This window comes from Mycobacterium sp. NTMscope_MAC_12, from assembly GCF_976985675.1.
The window spans coordinates 2,477,229-2,493,801 of the sequence record NZ_CDRJYY010000001.1; the positions used below are offsets into that span (position 1 = coordinate 2,477,229).

General features: G+C 67.1%; 13 protein-coding genes and 1 pseudogene. 1 reads left to right on the forward strand and 13 read right to left on the reverse strand.

Translation table 11 applies throughout. The annotated features are described in order from the left end of the window. Nucleotides 1-137: 137 nt before the first annotated feature. The 11 genes and pseudogenes from AC0KS4_RS11400 to AC0KS4_RS11450 all read right to left on the reverse strand — a co-directional run bounded on the left by AC0KS4_RS11400 (nucleotide 138) and on the right by AC0KS4_RS11450 (nucleotide 9,390). On the reverse strand, nucleotides 138-1,040 hold the full coding sequence (locus AC0KS4_RS11400; protein WP_225328212.1) for an ESX secretion-associated protein EspG: 903 nt from the start codon (nucleotides 1,038-1,040) through the stop codon (nucleotides 138-140). A gap of 108 nt (nucleotides 1,041-1,148) precedes the next feature. Next, nucleotides 1,149-1,433 (reverse strand): WXG100 family type VII secretion target, encoded by a 285-nt coding sequence (locus tag AC0KS4_RS11405; protein ID WP_007771417.1) that lies wholly within the window; start codon nucleotides 1,431-1,433, stop codon nucleotides 1,149-1,151. 51 nt (nucleotides 1,434-1,484) lie between these two features. Continuing rightward, nucleotides 1,485-1,781, reverse strand: a complete 297-nt coding sequence (locus AC0KS4_RS11410; RefSeq protein WP_003874404.1) for a WXG100 family type VII secretion target — start codon at nucleotides 1,779-1,781, stop codon at nucleotides 1,485-1,487. A gap of 317 nt (nucleotides 1,782-2,098) precedes the next feature. Further along, on the reverse strand, nucleotides 2,099-2,398 hold the full coding sequence (locus tag AC0KS4_RS11415) for a PE family protein (RefSeq protein ID WP_014942104.1): 300 nt from the start codon (nucleotides 2,396-2,398) through the stop codon (nucleotides 2,099-2,101). Nucleotides 2,399-2,775: 377 nt separating this feature from the next. Further along, nucleotides 2,776-3,975 carry a PPE family protein gene (locus tag AC0KS4_RS11420; protein ID WP_014942103.1) on the reverse strand — a complete coding sequence of 400 codons (1,200 nt, stop codon included), beginning with the start codon at nucleotides 3,973-3,975 and terminating at the stop codon, nucleotides 2,776-2,778. Between the two features lie 331 nt (nucleotides 3,976-4,306). Further along, on the reverse strand, nucleotides 4,307-5,563 hold the full coding sequence (locus AC0KS4_RS11425; protein ID WP_225328211.1) for a PPE family protein: 1,257 nt from the start codon (nucleotides 5,561-5,563) through the stop codon (nucleotides 4,307-4,309). A gap of 169 nt (nucleotides 5,564-5,732) precedes the next feature. Then, entirely contained in the window at nucleotides 5,733-5,984 is a 252-nt protein-coding gene (locus AC0KS4_RS11430) for a hypothetical protein (protein WP_225328210.1), read from the reverse strand. A gap of 80 nt (nucleotides 5,985-6,064) precedes the next feature. Beyond that, nucleotides 6,065-7,270: a PPE family protein gene (locus tag AC0KS4_RS11435; protein ID WP_225341286.1), complete on the reverse strand. Its 1,206-nt coding sequence runs from the start codon at nucleotides 7,268-7,270 to the stop codon at nucleotides 6,065-6,067. A gap of 7 nt (nucleotides 7,271-7,277) precedes the next feature. Further along, nucleotides 7,278-7,439 (reverse strand): annotated as a pseudogene (locus tag AC0KS4_RS11440) (PE family protein); the annotation flags it as partial. Between the two features lie 50 nt (nucleotides 7,440-7,489). After that, nucleotides 7,490-8,719 (reverse strand): PPE family protein, encoded by a 1,230-nt coding sequence (locus AC0KS4_RS11445; RefSeq protein WP_225328209.1) that lies wholly within the window; start codon nucleotides 8,717-8,719, stop codon nucleotides 7,490-7,492. A gap of 476 nt (nucleotides 8,720-9,195) precedes the next feature. Then, complete coding sequence (locus tag AC0KS4_RS11450) at nucleotides 9,196-9,390, reverse strand: ferredoxin (protein ID WP_225328208.1); 195 nt, start codon at nucleotides 9,388-9,390, stop codon at nucleotides 9,196-9,198. A 189-nt stretch (nucleotides 9,391-9,579) separates the two neighbouring features. Here AC0KS4_RS11450 and AC0KS4_RS11455 point away from each other — a divergent pair, with 189 nt between their 5' ends. Further along, nucleotides 9,580-10,743: a cytochrome P450 gene (locus tag AC0KS4_RS11455; protein ID WP_225328207.1), complete on the forward strand. Its 1,164-nt coding sequence runs from the start codon at nucleotides 9,580-9,582 to the stop codon at nucleotides 10,741-10,743. A gap of 50 nt (nucleotides 10,744-10,793) precedes the next feature. On the opposite strand, the gene eccCa is transcribed toward AC0KS4_RS11455, so the two are convergent. Further along, a complete protein-coding gene (gene eccCa, locus AC0KS4_RS11460) occupies nucleotides 10,794-14,957 on the reverse strand; it encodes a type VII secretion protein EccCa (RefSeq protein WP_225328206.1) in 4,164 nt (1,387 codons plus the stop codon). Continuing rightward, the gene (eccB, locus tag AC0KS4_RS11465; protein ID WP_014942094.1) at nucleotides 14,954-16,471 is read right to left on the reverse strand and encodes a type VII secretion protein EccB; all 1,518 of its coding nucleotides are present in this window, start codon (nucleotides 16,469-16,471) and stop codon (nucleotides 14,954-14,956) included. Before eccB ends, eccCa begins: the two co-directional genes overlap by 4 nt. Between the last annotated feature and the right edge of the window lie 102 nt (nucleotides 16,472-16,573).

The following is a 16,573-nucleotide window of genomic DNA, read 5'->3' on the forward strand; positions in this document are numbered from 1 at the left end:
GCCTCGCCTTGCGATTAAGAGTTGTGGTTGACACCGTTTTGACATTTGCTGATGTCTTGACAGAAGTATGCCGTGTTCGCAGCTCAACCGCATGTTGAGTGCGACGACATTGATGAAATCTGTGTTTCGCGCGAGTGTCACACCCTGCTGTGAGTTTTCCACTCGCCGTAGGGAAGTGTGTCGAGCACGGTTTTGACGCCCACCTGCACGAGCTGCGGCGTCGCCGGGCAGATGGCGAGCCACGCCTCCCCCGAACCCGCGGTCCGGGCTTGCTGGTAGAGCGCGATGCGGCCACCGGAGCCGTCTTTCAGCGACAGCACGGACGCGCTGGGACCCTTGGCGTCGTCCTGGTATTGGCGGGCGTACACGGCGACCTCGGCGGCGGGGTCCGACAGCGCCTGGCCCAGCGCGGCCACGGTGGCGGCGCTGATGCCCATCCGGCGCAGGTCTCCGCCGGAGAAAACGTTGAAGCCCGACTCCTGCCACGACTTGGTCGCTTCCAGCATCTCCTCCAGCGGCACGTTGACCGCGTTGATCGCCGCAGGCTCGGCGTGGTGAATGGATTCCAGCGCGTCGATCACCAGGGACGCGATCGAGGCGCTGTCGGCGACGGCGACGTCGTCGACGGTGATCTCACCGCCGACCCGGACCGCCGACACCCAATGCTGGCCGCGGCGGGCCAGGACTACCCGAAATTCGTTGTCGGGGATGTCGCGCGAGCCCGGGGGCTGATTCTCGTCATCGAGGACGCCGTAGGCCAGCTTGCCCCGCGACAGCAGGGCGACCACCTCGAGGTCGGGCGCGGCGAGCACTTTCATCCGAGCGGCCACCTGCTCGTTGACCTGGTCGTTCTCGACGATGCCCTGCTCGCGCATCACCGCCATTCCGGGATGCTCGTTGAGCCAGTCGTTCGAGTCCGTGGATACGTAGGGCCGGCACCGCAACTCCGGCGCGACGTGCCGGATGTCCAGCAGCGCCTGGAGCATCCAGAAGCCGTCGACGTTGACGGTGATGTCGGTGCGGGTGCTCTGTTGGTCCATCAATTCCTCAACTGGTCCCTGAATAGCTCAAGCGTCACACTGCACGGTAACCGCAGGACGCGGCAGCACACCGACGGGTGGTGTGCTGCCGCGCCTGTGGTCGAGGCGTCAGGCCCAGCTGGACCCGACGGCGCTGTCGGTACTGGCCATGTTGCTGCCCGCGGACTGAACCTTCTGTCCGTGGGAGTTGGCCTGCTCGTAGATCACCTGGAAGTTGCGACCCAACTGGGTGATGAACTCCTGGCACGCGACCGAACCTGCACCGCCCCAAAAGTCGCCGGCAGCAAGCACATCGCGAACGATGGCCTGGTGCTCGGCCTCCAAGGAGGCGGCCTGGGCGCGGATCAGGGCACCGTGGGCGTCCACGTCGCCGAACTGGTAGTTAATGCTCATATCGGTGTTCTCCTAAAGTCTCGAAATGTTAGGCAGCGGCCGTTTTCGGCGCTAGCTGCTGAGGATCTGCTGCGAGGCCTGCTCTTGCTGCTCGTAGTTGTTCGCGTCGCGGATCAGCCCGTCGCGCACCCCGTGCAGCATGTTGACGATGTTGCGGAAGGCCTGGTTGACCTGGCCCATGGTGTCGTAGGACGTCGCCTGCGCCTGGCCGCTCCAGCCCGCGCCGGCGATGTTCATCGACGACGCCCACATCTTGCGGGCCTCGTCCTCAACGGTCTGGGCGTGCACCTCGAAACGCCCCGCCATCGCCCGCATCTCGTGCGGGTCGGTCATGAAACGTGTTGCCATGTCGGCTGTCTCCTTATTACGTAGTTAGTGGGTGTGTGGTTTAAGACGGTGGCCGGATCGTTTACGGATTACGCAACCGCCGTGCCGAATGGATAGAAATGGCCCCCCCTTCCCGTCAGCCGGCGGCCACCGGGCGTTGTCACGGTAAGACGGACGTCAGACCCGAACCGCGACGTTTGAGTTGACGGAATGCGTGTTGGTGTTGGGGTTGCTGCGTGGGGCGAACCCTGCGGCCCCGCGCTCAGCCCCTGGTGGGCGGTTACGTGGGAACCCACGTCGATGAGGATCTGTCCCAAGCCCGGAACCGCCGATGCGACTCAGCCGGCGGCGGCCGCGTTGGCTGCCTCGGTGGCAGCGTACGAACCGGAGCTCATGGACAGGGTGTTCACGAATTGCTCGTGGATGGCGGCAGCCTGGGCGCTCACCGCCTGGTACATCTGCGCGTGCGCCGCGAACTGAGCCGCGGTCAACGCCGACACCTCGTCGGCAGCAGCGGGTACCACCCCCGTCGTTGGGGCTGCAGCGGCTGCGTTCTGGGCGCTCAAGGTCGACCCGATAGCCTGCAGATTCCCGGCCGCCGCGGCCAAAGCCTCCGGCTGTGTGGTCACGAACGACATATTTGTTTCCCTCCTAGTTCAAATCCCCGACTCTGCGAGAGTAGATGACTGCGACCCCCGAGGCCGGGGTGGACGCAGCGTGTTTGCAATTGTTCACGTAGTGGTACGGCGAATTCACTTTCGTTAACGACACAGTAACAGCGTCTGACCTCGACCGCAGCCCTTCGCGCGACAGTCAGAACAAACGGCATCTGGCCCCGGTCGAAAAAGTTGCTGGTAGCCATCGGACAGGTTGCTGCGGCCACGTCGAGCGCCACAACGATCCGACTGCCGACGAACTCGCCGCACCGAGTCATCGCGATGACCTTTGCCACTAGCGCGTCGCTCGCACCTCCTTTCGTCCATTTCAGCTGGTTGATCGCACCGATGGCCGCGGCTCAGCCGGCGAAGGGTGGTCGGGCCATGACAGTGGGCCGGAAGCCGTATTTGGGTCCGGCCACGCCGTGTCCGCCGGCACCGGCACCGGCCAACGGCATCCCGCCGAGCAGGTTTCCGGGTCCACCGGCGGCCTCGGGGGCCGCGCTGATGGTGCTGACCGGAATCGCATGCCCGAGCGCCGGCGCCGCCGCCGGGGCCCCCGACCACGCAACCGGCACCGACAACTTGCCCCCGATCGAGGCCGCACTGCCCAACGCCGCCACCGGATGCGCCGCCGCAGCCCCCCCACCGAGCATGCCGCCCAAACCACCCAGCGCGGGCAAGGCCTTGGCCGCCGCCGGGGCCGCACTACCGATCAACCCCAACGACTTCGAGATCTGCACAAAGTTGTTCCCCATACCAATGCTGAAGTACGGCAGACCCTCGGTGTTATAGAACAATCCCGCAAACGGGGTGTAGCCGTTCACCGCGGTTCCCAGGCTGGTGGGGAGCGTAGTCTGCCCGGTCAACAGGAACCAGATCTCGGTCAGCGGGTCGGTGGCCGTCGTCGCCTGCGTCGTGGCGTTGGTGGTGGGCTGGGCCAGCGACTGCAACACCTTGGACGTGTTGACCGCCGAGGAATCCGTGGTCGCCTTGGTGACCGCCGCATTCTGGGTGGCCTGCCCCGACGCATTAGTGATCTCGGGAGCCTTCTGAAACGGCGTCTGCTTGGTCGCCGACGACGACTGACCCGCATACCCATACATCGCACCCGCATCCTGAGCCCAATACTCGCCATACTGGGCCTCCAACTGCGCAATCAACGGCGTGTTCTGCCCCAACACATTCGTCGCCTGCAACTGAGAGACCTGCATCCGATTCGACGCCACCAACGGCGGCGGCACCGACGCCGACAACGCCGCCTCATACGCCGCCGCCGCTGCCCGCGCCTGCGTCGCCGCCTCCTCAGCCTGCGCCGCCGCCGAGGTCATCCACGCAACGTACGGCTCCACCGCCTGAGCCATCGTCGCCGACGCCGAACCCAACCACTCCTCACTACTCAAAGCGGTCACCACCTTCTCGTAAGAAAGCGCCGCCGAATTCAACTCCGCAGCCAACGCACTCCACGCCGACGCCGCAGACACCAACGAACCCGACCCCGGACCCGAATAAATCCGCGCCGAATTGAACTCCGGCGGAAAAGCCCCATAGTCCAGCACGAATAGCCCCTTAACCTGTGATCTGCGAATCGACGCGTCGAGTTGCGAAAGACGTTAATGCGCTGGTGGCCGGCCCCGCCCCGCTCGAATGGCGGGCGGCCTTCCGGCCCGCCTCTCGGGTGGCCGGCGCCATGCGCCGCTCGCCGCCGGCGGACCGCGCGGTGGTCGGCCCGGATAGCGGTCTGGAACTGCGGAAACGGCCGGAACCGAGGGTGCGCCCGGTCGGGCTACCGCGGTGCGATGTCGTGGTCGCTCGGGGCACGGGTATCGGGGCCGGGGATAAAATCCGGTCGCGGATAAAGGTGAGGGTGCGCATGCCGAATTCCGCCGCTTATCCGGCCGAGGGCGGGCGTGTCAGCACGCTGTAGCGGAATCCGTATTTGTTGACATAACCGGCGGCCGCGCCACGACGACCCAGCGACCCGGCCGGCATGCCACGCAGCAACCCGTTGGCCGGTCCACCGGTGGTGCCCGTCGCGGCGGCCTGGACGGGGGCGGCCTCCAGCTCCGAGACCGTCGAAGGACTGACCGCCGAGGTCAGCGTCGCCCAATGCTGGGGCACCGACAACATCCCCACCCGCGCGGCCTGCCCGGCACCGGCGGCAACCCCCCCGCTCGCATGGCCCAGCCCCCCGCCCAGGTTGCCCAGACCCAAACTTGCGAACTGCGGCGTGGGGAACCACGCACCACCGGCACCCGCCGTGCTACCACCGGGACCAGAGGTCAGCTGTTGCGCGATCGATGTGCAAAAGCTGGCCATACCGTTGGAGAAATACGCCAGACCCGTCGTCCGCTTCAGGATCGTGTCGTAGATCGTGGGGGTCAGCCCCAGCCAGTTGTTGGTGGGGGTCGGCAGCCCGTTCTGCAGCAAGTTCTGAAGCGTGCTCGTGAGCAACCCTGATTCCGAGGCGTTGGTCACGGTCGCCGGCGCCTGCGCGGCTTGAGTTGCGCTGAGCGACAAGGCTTGTGGCGACGCCAGCTGTGAGGTCGTTTGTGCGGTGTTGCCCGCCGGCTCGGCAACCGCCTGGGCCACCGCAGCGGCCTGCCCGGAGTCCCCGTCGGGGGTCGTGGTGTGCGGCGGCGCCGTGAACGGGGCCAACTCCGACGCGGTCAGCGACGAGCCGGAGTACCCGTACATCGCCGCGGCGTCCTGGGCCCACATCTCCATGTACTGCGCCTCGGTGGCCGCGATCGCCGGCGTGTTCTGGCCGAGGAAATTCGTTGCGACCAGATTCGCCAGCAGCACCCGATTGGTCGCGATCACCGGCGGCGGCACCGTCATCGCAAACGCCGCCTCGAACGCCGCCGCGGCGGCGCGTGCCTGGCCGGCCGTCTCCTCGGCCTGCGCGGCCAGGATGCTCAGCCAGCTCACATACGGCGTGACCGCAGACAACATCGACGCGGATGCCGGGCCCACCCAGGGAGCGTGGGTCAGTTCCGAGATCACCACCGCGTAACCGCTTGCGGCCGTGTCTAACTCGGCGCCGAGTCCATCCCAGGCCGCCGCCGCGGCCATCATCGGCCCCGAGCCCGGACCCGCATACATGCGACCGGAATTGACCTCCGGCGGTAATGCCCCGAAGTCCATGGCTATGAAGCGCCGGGCTCGAACGACATGTATCCCCTCGTACGTGGCATTGAGTCGGTGAAATTCAGCATTGGCTTGCTTGGGAAGGCTAAGTGGCCGCCCGGCTTATCGCCGCCTGGTCGCACGGCCGCTGGTGCGGCGACGGCCGCGCCCAGAGCGGAGTTACGACTCAGCGCCGGCGCGTCGCCGCGCTGGGCCGTGTCGCGCCGCGGCGACCGATTACCTGCGGGAACACCGCGTCCGTGCCCACCAGGGCGCGCCGTCGTCCCGGGTCGGCGGGCCGATTCCGGGTGTCTGCGCGCAGGTCAAAAGCCCCACCGCGGGATAAAAATCCGGCCGCAGATAAAGCCGTTGCGAGGTTCGCCGCTGCGGCGACCACCGCGGCCAGCACGACGGCCGCGAACAGGGCGGCAGCTGTCACGACGAAACACGCCCTGCCGCTTTTGCTTTCGGGGCAGGGCGTGTTCTCGATCGCTCCCGGGCTCGCGGGGCCCGGGGAAGCTATCCGGCGAAGGGTGGTCGGGCCATGACAGTGGGCCGGAAGCCGTATTTGGGTCCGGCCACGCCGTGTCCGCCGGCACCGGCACCGGCCAACGGCATCCCGCCGAGCAGGTTTCCGGGTCCACCGGCGGCCTCGGGGGCCGCGCTGATGGTGCTGACCGGAATCGCATGCCCGAGCGCCGGCGCCGCCGCCGGGGCCCCCGACCACGCAACCGGCACCGACAACTTGCCCCCGATCGAGGCCGCACTGCCCAACGCCGCCACCGGATGCGCCGCCGCAGCCCCCCCACCGAGCATGCCGCCCAAACCACCCAGCGCGGGCAAGGCCTTGGCCGCCGCCGGGGCCGCACTACCGATCAACCCCAACGACTTCGAGATCTGCACAAAGTTGTTCCCCATACCAATGCTGAAGTACGGCAGACCCTCGGTGTTATAGAAGAGGCTGGCGAACGGACTATAGCCATTGACGGCCGTTCCCAGGCTGGTGGGGAAGGTGGTCTGGCCGGTCAACAGGTACCAGATGGCAGAGAGTGGATCCGAGCCCTGCGACGTCGCCTGCGTCGTGGCGTTGGTGGTGGGCTGGGCCAGCGACTGCAACACCTTGGACGTGTTGACCGCCGAGGAATCCGTGGTCGCCTTGGTGACCGCCGCATTCTGGGTGGCCTGCCCCGACGCATTAGTGATCTCGGGAGCCTTCTGAAACGGCGTCTGCTTGGTCGCCGACGACGACTGACCCGCATACCCATACATCGCACCCGCATCCTGAGCCCAATACTCGCCATACTGGGCCTCCAACTGCGCAATCAACGGCGTGTTCTGCCCCAACACATTCGTCGCCTGCAACTGAGAGACCTGCATCCGATTCGACGCCACCAACGGCGGCGGCACCGACGCCGACAACGCCGCCTCATACGCCGCCGCCGCTGCCCGCGCCTGCGTCGCCGCCTCCTCAGCCTGCGCCGCCGCCGAGGTCATCCACGCAACGTACGGCTCCACCGCCTGAGCCATCGTCGCCGACGCCGAACCCAACCACTCCTCACTACTCAAAGCGGTCACCACCTTCTCGTAAGAAAGCGCCGCCGAATTCAACTCCGCAGCCAACGCACTCCACGCCGACGCCGCAGACACCAACGAACCCGACCCCGGACCCGAATAAATCCGCGCCGAATTGAACTCCGGCGGAAAAGCCCCGTAATCCAACATCATTGACTCCTTAACCCGTCGCGGCCGCGTTGGCCGCCTCAGTCACCGCGTACGACCCGGAGCCGGTGCTCAGGGTGTTGACGAACGTTTCGTGGATTGCCGCCGCCTGCGCGCCGACGACCTGATACATCTGTGCGTGCGCAGCGAACGGCGCCGCAGTCACCTCCGGGATGAGGTGGATCATGGGGCATCGCCTCCGTATGTCGAGCTGTCCATGGGGGGTCATCCGGCCGAGGGCGGGCGTGTCAGCACGCTGTAGCGGAATCCGTATTTGTTGACATAGCCGGCGGAGGCGCCCCGCCGTCCCAGTGCCCCGGCGGGCATGCCGCGCAGTAGTCCGTTGGCCGGTCCGGTGGTCCCGGTCGCGGCGGCCTGCACGGGGGCGGCCTCCAGCTCCGAGACCGTCGAAGGGCTGACCGCCGAGGTCAGCGTCGCCCAATGCTGGGGCACCGACAACGTCCCCACCCGCGCGGCCTGCCCGGCACTCGCGGTAACCGCGCTCAGGTGGCCCGCTCCACCACCGAGGTTGCCCAATCCCAGGTTCGCGAACTGCGGCGTGGGGAACCACGCACCGCCGGCACCCGCCGTGCTACCACCGGGACCAAAGGTCAACTGCTGGGCGATCGACGACGCGAACTGCCCCATGCCGTTCGAGAAGTACGCCAGACCCGTCGTCCGCTTCAGGATCGTGTCGTAGACAGTGGGATTGAGCCCCAGAAGGTCCTGCAGCGAGCTCGAGACCCCGGTCGTCGTCGACCCCTGAGCCGATGCGTTCGTCGCCGTGGCCTGGACCTGCATGGCTTGAGCTGTGTTCAGCGTCAACGCTTGTGGCGAGGCCAGCTGCGACGTGGTTTGTGCGGTGTTGCCCGCCGGCTCGGCGACGGCCTTCGCCACCGCGGCGCCCTGATTGCCGGTTGCGTCCGGGGCAGTGGTGTTGGGCGGCGGCGCGAACGGGGCCAACTCCGAGGCAGTCGCCGACGATGCGGCGTACCCGTACATCGCCACGGCGTCCTGAGCCCACATCTCCATGTACTGCGCCTCGGTGGCCGCGATCGCCGGGGTGTTCTGCCCGAAGAAGTTCGTCGCGATCAGATTCGCCAGCAACACCCGATTGGCCGCGATCACCGGCGGCGGCACCGTCATCGCAAACGCCGCCTCGAACGCCGCCGCGGCCACCCGGCCCTGGCTGGCGGCCTCTTCGGCCTGCGCGGCCACGGCACTGAGCCAGCTGATGAACGGGGTGATCGCCGAGATCATCGAGATCGACGCCGGCCCCACCCATGGCCCACTGATGAGCTCCGTGACCACCGAGTTGTAGCCGGTGGCCGCCACGCCCACCTCGGCCGCGATCTCGTCCCAGGCGGCGGCCGCGGCCATCATCGGCCCCGAGCCCGGACCCGCATACATGCGACCTGAATTGATTTCGGGCGGTAACGCACCGAACTCAAGCACCTATCCTCCTCAGTCGGCCGAGCCCGCAGGCGATTTCGGCTGGCACATGGGAATCAGTGGTGGCGGTAATCACGGCTCTGTAAACGACCCCACCGGTCGATCGCTGCGTCCGCGGGAGCCCGTCAGCGGCCCTTCGGACCGCGACTCGGCCGGCCGGGCGGGCCGGCGCATGCTGACCAAGGGGCTGCGCCCGGAAAGGTGATCTGCCACCACGCTTCTCGGACGTCTGGTCAAAAACGACATGCACCTTCTGCCTCGGCCAATCCCGTTTTCAGCAACCGAGCGACAGCCCCGTGTCTTCGAACTGCCGCCCGGCACTGAGATTAGTTCGTTACGGGGCAATCGCCGACACGCAAAGGGCCCTGTTCATTAATGGCCAACCACTGTTCATTCCCGGTCGGCAGCAGTTCATACAGGGCAACGGTTTGTTCATTAACCGTTTGCTTTCCACCGCGCCGTGCCGCGGTTTCGCGCCGTCAGTCCTCGTCGAGGATCAGCGCCATCTCGGGGCAGGAGGCGACGCCATCGCGAGTCAATTGCTCGTCTTCGGGCCGGACGTCGTGCTCCTGAAGAATTGAATAGCCGGACTCGTCAATGGGAAAAAGGTCGGGGTCGACGGCGTAACACTGGGCGTGGCCCACGCATTTCGACTGGTCCAGACGAACCCTCACGAATTCCTCCCTACGCGGCCCGACATTGCGCTTCACGGTCCGATACCCAGATTAGCCGGTCGGTAATGTATCGAAGATGTTCGCCATCGAGAACCGGGCGCCGAATGGCTCGCATCGGTTCGGGTGCTCGGATCCGTGTTCCTTTGCCCCCCATGCAATATTGATGCGCCCCCAGATGTTGCTGCCGGCATGAGCGACGGTCAATACGGCTCGTTCCACCTACCCCGGCTGGAATTCGACAAGCTGCCGATGAGCGCCGATCGCGGCCTGGGGTGGAAGACGCTGCGCGACGCGGGGCCGGTCGTCTTCATGAACGGCCACTACTACATCACGCGCCGCGAAGACGTGCTGTCCGCGCTTCGTAATCCCAAGGTCTTCTCGTCGACGGTGCTGCAGCCCCCCGGCCACCCGCTGCCGGTGCTGCCCCTGGCTTTTGACCCGCCGCAACACACCCGCTACCGCAAGATCCTGCAGCCGTATTTCAGCCCGCACGCGCTGAGCAAGTCCCGCCCCGCGCTGGAGCGGCACGCCCGCGACATGATCGGGGCGCTGGCCGGCCGGGGTGCGTGCGAAGTGATGGCGGATCTGGCGAGCCTGTACCCGTTTCAGGTGTTCCTGGACCTCTACGGTCTGCCCCTCGAGGATCGTGATCGGCTGATCGACTGGAAAGACTCCGTCATCTCCGACAAGCCGTTCCTCACCCAGGCCGATATGGCGAAGGGCCAGCAGCTGCTGCAGTACCTCGTCGACGCCATCGCGCAACGCCGGCAGAATCCGGGTTCGGACATGTTGTCGCAGGTGATGACCGGCGACGGCGGCTTCAGTGACATCGAGCTGCTCGGCATGAGTCACCTGTTGATCCTCGCCGGTCTGGACACGGTGACCGCGGCGATCGGATTCTCGCTCTTCGAATTGGCGCGCCGGCCGCAGCTGCGCACGGAACTTCGCGACAACCCCAAGCAGATCAGGGTTTTCATCGAAGAGATCGTCCGGCTGGAACCCTCGGCGCCGGTGGCGCCGCGGATCACCACCGAGTTCGTCGAAGTCGGCGGCATGACGTTGCCGCCGGGCACCTCGGTGCGGCTCTGCATGGCGGCCGTCAACCGCGACGACAGCGACTCGATGTCCACCAATGAGCTCAACATGGACGGAAAAGTGCACCGGCACTGGGGGTTTGGCGGCGGCCCGCACCGCTGCCTGGGTTCGCACCTGGCGCGCATCGAGCTGACGGTGATCGTCGCGGAGTGGCTCACCCAGATTCCGGATTTCGAGCTGCCCGCGGACTACTCCCCCGTGATCAATTACCCCTCAAAGAGTTTCGCGCTCAAGGAACTGCCGCTGTGCTGGGGCTGAGCGGGATCTCCCGCCCGGCCCCGGCGCAGCGGCTGCAGTCCCCATGGGCCCTACTTGCGCAACTGGGTCGCCGCGACCTGGACGAACACACCGGTGTCCTCGGCCATCAGCAGGCCACGGCCGCGGGGCAGCGGGCCACCCTTCATCTTGCCGCGGATGAATCCCTCGTCGGGGTCGGCGTCCATCACCAGCAGGGGCGCGTTCGCCTGGGCCAGCGCCCGCAACATCGGGTCGCTGCCCGCCGACGACCAACCACCGAACGTCCGGGTGACGATCACGTGCAGGCCGACGTCGGCGGCCCGGGTCACCCACGGTGCGGCCTTGTGCAGCGGCGAATCGAAACCTGCCGGCAGCTGCTGGATGTCGTCGACGATCAGGAAGATCTCCGGTCCGCTCCACCACGACCGCGACAACAACTCTTCGGCGGACAAGCCGGGCGGTGGTTCGCGGCCGGCCAGGACCGCGGCCAGTTCGCCCATCATCGCCTGCACGCCGTCGAGGTTGTAGGCGAATTTCTCCACGTAGTCGGAGCCCAGCGTGGTCAGCAGCTGACGGCGCGGGTCCACCAGCCACACCTGGGCCGAGGGCTGTCCGGCCGGCGGCGGCGGCGCGCTGGTCGCTCCCGGCGCGTAGAGCCGCCCGATCTCGGACATGATGGTGGCCAGCGTCGTGGTCCGCCCACATTCGCGGCGGCCGGTGACCATCAGGTGCGCGTTCTCGGCGAAATTGAGATAGACCGGCGACAGGTCCAATTCCGAGATGGCCCAGGCGATTCCGCCCGCGCCGACGCCCTGGCGGGTGTCTCGGGCGGCGATCTCCCGCAGCTGCTCCACGCCGAAGGTCGCCGGCAGCCGGCGCACCGGCGGGGCCTGGCCGCTCGCGATCCGGCTGACGGCTTCGACGACGCTGTCGGACTCGAAACGGTTGTCCGGCGTGCTGGCCAGCGCGGGCCGGGCCACCAGCGTGTGCAGACCGGACTGGGGGTCGGCGTCGAGGCGGACGTAGTTGACCGCGACCATGCCGCGACCCGGCTTGACCGGAACGTCCTTGGCGAACCGGGAGCGCACCAGCTTGGCGTCTTCGACGGCGGCCAGCCGCAACTCGACCCGGGAGCCGAAGCCGCTGCGCACCGGTGGCCGCAACTCGGATTCGCGGTCGGCGGTGACCACCACGTGCACCCCGAACGAGGGGCCCTGGTTGATGATCACGTTCACCTGCTCGATCAGCACCTCGTTCTCTTCGGCCAGCGCCCGGTAGTTGTCCACCACCAGGTAGACGTCGCCGAACCCGTCGTTGGGGACCGGGCCGGGCTCACCGCCGAACTTGCGCCGCCGGAACACCTCCATCGAGGCGATCCCGTACTCGAGGAAGGTGCGTTTGCGCTCCCGCACCAGCGCCAGCAGCTCGGCCACCGTGCGGCGCACGCCGTACGGGTCGGTCGGACCGGCCACCTCACCGACGTGGGGCAGCCGGGCGACCGTGGTCAGCGCGGTGCTGCTGTAGGCCAAGCAGTAGAACTGGATCTGCTCGGGCGTGTGGGTCAGCGCCGCCGCGCAGATCAGGGTCTGCAGCGCGGTGGTCTTGCCCGAACCGCCGGCCCCCAGGATCAGGACGTTGGCGCCGGGGCCGGACGTGTCGACCGTCCACGGTGGCTGGTCGTGCTTGAACGGGCGGTCGATGATCCCGATCGGGAAGACCAGATCCTGCGCGGTGCCGTACTCCTGCTGCCACGGGTGACCGAGGAACCGGTTCACCAAATCGTCGATGGCGACCGGCTGGTTCAGCGGCGGCTGCCACAGCCGGTACGGCTGGAAGTCGATCTTGCGCAGCTGATCGATGATGACGGTGCCGACCTTCGGCGTCCTGATCCCCTCGACGTCCTCCTCGGCCGCCTCGATCGGAAGTACGTCGCCGTCGGTGGGGATGGCCGGGACGTTGACCTCGGGTCCCCCGACGCTGACCTCCAGCGGGGTGAACGAGTTGGTGAACAGCTGCGGGCGCACGTAGTCGATGCTGTGCACCAACGCCGGCGCCTCGTCCCCGTCGTCGGTGAGGCCGCGCGGAAAGTAGTCCCGCCACAGGAATTCGGCCTGGAACCGGACGATGTCCTCCAGGCTGCGGCGGAAATAGCCCAGGCCCGCCTGGGCGGGCAGGTTGACCGCGTTCGGCACGCCGGCCGCCTGCGCCGCACCGGCGGTACGCGCCTTCAGCACCAGCCGGTAACCCATGTTCTCCATGAGCTTTTCGGCGCGGCTTTCGATGGTCTGCGACGCCATCATCAGGTGAATCCAGTAGGCGCGGCCCTGACGGCCGATCGAGTCGAGGACGTCGACCGCCGTCGGCATGATGCGGAACCATTCGTAAAACTCGTCGATGACCACCACGAGCATCGGCAGCGGCGCCATGTCCTGCCCTCGCGCCCGCATCCGGCTGCGCACCGAGTTGTATTCCTTGGCGTCGTCGACGCCGGCGCTGTCGCAGATCGCCTTGCGGCGCGCGATCTCACCCCAGAGCGCGTCGAGGAAGCGCTCCATCAACGCCTGGTCTTCTTCCAGGTCGGTGATGATCCGGGACACGTGCGGGACCCCGGCGAACGGCTTGACCGCCGAACCACCCTTGAGGTCGGCGAGCACGAACTGCAGCTCCTCCGGCGGGTGGCTGAGCATCAGGGATTCGATCACGGTCCGCACCAGGGTCGATTTTCCCGAACCCGTCGTTCCGGACATGACCCCGTGTGGGCCGTCGCCGCCTTCGTCCAGCGACTTCATGTCCAAGAACAACAACTCGCCGTTGTCGGAACGAACACCGAACGGGGCCCGCAACCGCGACCGGCCCATCGAGTCGTTGCGGCTGCCCCACAGCGCCTCGAAGTCGATGTGGCCAGGATCGTCAATTCCGTAGTAGGCCATGATGTCTCGGGCGCCGATGTGCGCCACCCGTTGGCCGATCTCTTCGTATGCCTCGGCGAGCCGCCAGCGCGCCAGCTTTTGCGAGAACTCCTCCGCCTCGGCGACGCTGATGTGATCGGTGAGGGCGAAGAACCAGGGCTTCTCGTCGATCACCATCCAGGTGTCGCGGTCGCGGGGCAGCGCCTCGATCACACCCTTCTTGTCGAACCGCAGGGTCCGCTCCGGGACGGCGCTCCACATCGGCGAGCCGGTGAGATCGAAGAACGTCACCCCGTCGACGCCTTCACCGCTGATCACGTATTCCCATTGGGGGTCAACGGCGTCGGCGATGATCACCGTGTGCGGTGTCGGGGTCTGCGCGGACGAGCTGGCGTGCCGGGGAGTGAAAGACCCACGGCCGGCGAACAATTCGGCCTGCTCGGCGGCAAACTCGCGCACCGAGCTGTAGACCATCCGGGCATTGCCCGCGGCGTCCTGGCGGCGCGGATCACCGAAGTGGGGCAGCCATTTCACCCAGTCCCATTCGTCCAGATCCGAACTGACGACGATCATCCGCACGTGGTCGGGTCCGTGGGAGAACGCCAGCTGGCAGATGATCGCCCGCATCAATCCCAGGACCTGCTCGCGGTCCCCGTCCAGCGAGTACCAGGGTTCGACCAGCACCGAGATCATCTTGGGCAGGTTGTAAACGACGCTTTGGTAGCGCCCGAACTCCTGCAGCGCCTTACCGGTCACCGGCTCGAGCTCGATGTCGGTCGGCATGTTCTGGGGCTCACCCCAGGTCACCTCGGGGCGTGTCATACCGACGCCGACGCGGACGACACCGAAGTTGAGGTCCTTGCCGTCGGGTTTGCGTTCCCACATGCGCGACGAGCCGACCGCGGCGGCCAGCGTGGTGGGCGCGGGGTGGAACCACCGGTAGTTGGCGTCCATGCTGTCGGCCGACTCGTGGGCGGTCTCGCGCAGCATGTCCAGCATCAACATGAACTGGGCCCGCATCGAGTCCAGCTTGGGCCGGCTCATCTGCTGCTGGCCGCCGAATCGGCCGCCGAACATCATCATCGCGACGCCGCCGATCATGAAGATCGGGAAGATGGCGCCCGCGCCGCCGAACACGTGCGAGCCGCTGGCGAAGGTCATGCCGACCATGCCGATCAGCAGGCCGACCACCAGGACACCGACCACGACCAGCCACCACGGCTTGCCTTCCGGTGGCGGAATGCTCAGCGGGGTCGGAAGGACGATGTTCTCCGGCTTGATGACCGGGGGCTTCTCCGGTGTCGGCCGGGCAAATCCGCGTTTCACTTGGGTACCGCCAACTCTCCTGGGGACATATCCATCGGCAGCGTGTCGTGCTGCACCAGCGCATCGGAGCGCGACAACGTCGGCCCTTGCGGCAGCAGCCGCAGCGCCACCCACGGCGCCAGGGCCGGTTTCGTCTTCAGGCCCAACGCTTCTCGGACTTCGCGGGTGTCGTCGACCCCGAATCGGGCGCCGGCATCCGTGAGCCACCACAGCGATTCGGTGGTCTTGGCGCCGGGATCGTTTCCGGTGACGGCGACGAAGTTCGCGTAGTCGGGCCCGAAGAACACCTGGTCGGCTTCGCGGCCGGTGGTGTCGGCCTTGACCAGCGACACCACCCGGTTGACGTCCTTGGACTCGACCGGGATGGTCGCGCCCGAGATCACCTGCACACGGGCCCGGTTTTCACCGGAGGTCTTCTGCCACCACCAGCAGGTCGCCGGATTCTCGCGGATGTCCATCACGTTCAGGGGCGCATCCGGGTAGGACGACAAATCCAGCTTGTTGACCACCGGCATCTTCGCCAACGCCGACGGTTCCACGGTCACCGGTTTGGTGTTGCCCGGTCCGGCGTTCTGCAGGATCTGGGCCACCAACGGCGGCAGCGTCTGCACACCGTCGGCCAATACCAACGAATACTGTTGCGGCCCACTGATTTGCGGGGTGACGATCACCGTGCCGATGGGTCCGGGCGCCCCCGGGAACGAGGCGCCGGCGCCCGCGTTCTGAATCTGGGGCACTGTCAGTTCCGGGCCCACCGGCAACGCGTCGTACAGGGCGCGGCTCATCGGCTTGGCCATGCTGACCTGCTCGGGGGTCAGGCCCAGCGGCAGCAGCACCGACCGGTTCGCGGCGTCGATGCGCGAGCGGCGTCCGTCGCGGATCACCCAGGCGTCGCCGCCGTAATTCAGCACCACCGCGTCCGTCCCCGTCAGCACCCGTCGGTGGTGGCTCAGATCGGGGTTGCCGTCGATGACCGTGACCGTCACGCCGGACGGCGCCCCGGCACCGGTCGAATTCGCCACGGTGTCGCACACCAGCCACGACGACGCGGCCGGGCTGGTGGGGTGGAAGCTCGAGGGCGCACCCGGGATACCCACCATCGGGCCGCGCGGCAGGGTCGCGATTTGGCTCGACCGGACCAGGTGGGGGTTGTCCGGGCGACCGGTGATCAGGCGCGCCGACGCCAGGTTCAGCGCGGGATACAACCGGTCCCCCACGCGGACGTACAGGGCGCCCGAGTCGCGGTCGGCGATGATCGGCGATTCGTTGATCTGGCCGGCCGGGCTGATGAAGGAGTAGAGCAGCGCGCCCAGGCAGATCACCAGCGCGGCCGAAATCGAGGCCACTACCGCAAGGTTCTGGCGCCGACCGGGCTCGACCTCCATGCGCACGCGCCACCGGGTCAGCGCTATCGCGGTCCGGCGGGCAAGGAACTGATAGCCGGTGACCTGGGTCCGCGTCGACAGCCCGAGGCCGTACCCCGACCCGCGCTGCCCGCGACTCTCTTCCGCCACTAATTCACCATCCGGTTTGCTCGAACGCCTGGATTTCGTCTCTCGGGACCGATCCAGCGCGAATTACATGACAACGGTAAGGCACCTGCACGGACCTCGCCA

Coding starts and splice junctions, on each gene's coding strand:
- AC0KS4_RS11400 (WP_225328212.1), bottom strand. CDS start 1,040: ATGGACCAACAGAGCACCCGCACCGACATCACCGTCAACGTCGACGGC.
- AC0KS4_RS11425 (WP_225328211.1), bottom strand. CDS start 5,563: ATGGACTTCGGGGCATTACCGCCGGAGGTCAATTCCGGTCGCATGTAT.
- AC0KS4_RS11410 (WP_003874404.1), bottom strand. CDS start 1,781: ATGGCAACACGTTTCATGACCGACCCGCACGAGATGCGGGCGATGGCG.
- AC0KS4_RS11455 (WP_225328207.1), top strand. CDS start 9,580: ATGAGCGACGGTCAATACGGCTCGTTCCACCTACCCCGGCTGGAATTC.
- AC0KS4_RS11415 (WP_014942104.1), bottom strand. CDS start 2,398: ATGTCGTTCGTGACCACACAGCCGGAGGCTTTGGCCGCGGCGGCCGGG.
- AC0KS4_RS11405 (WP_007771417.1), bottom strand. CDS start 1,433: ATGAGCATTAACTACCAGTTCGGCGACGTGGACGCCCACGGTGCCCTG.
- AC0KS4_RS11435 (WP_225341286.1), bottom strand. CDS start 7,270: ATGATGTTGGATTACGGGGCTTTTCCGCCGGAGTTCAATTCGGCGCGG.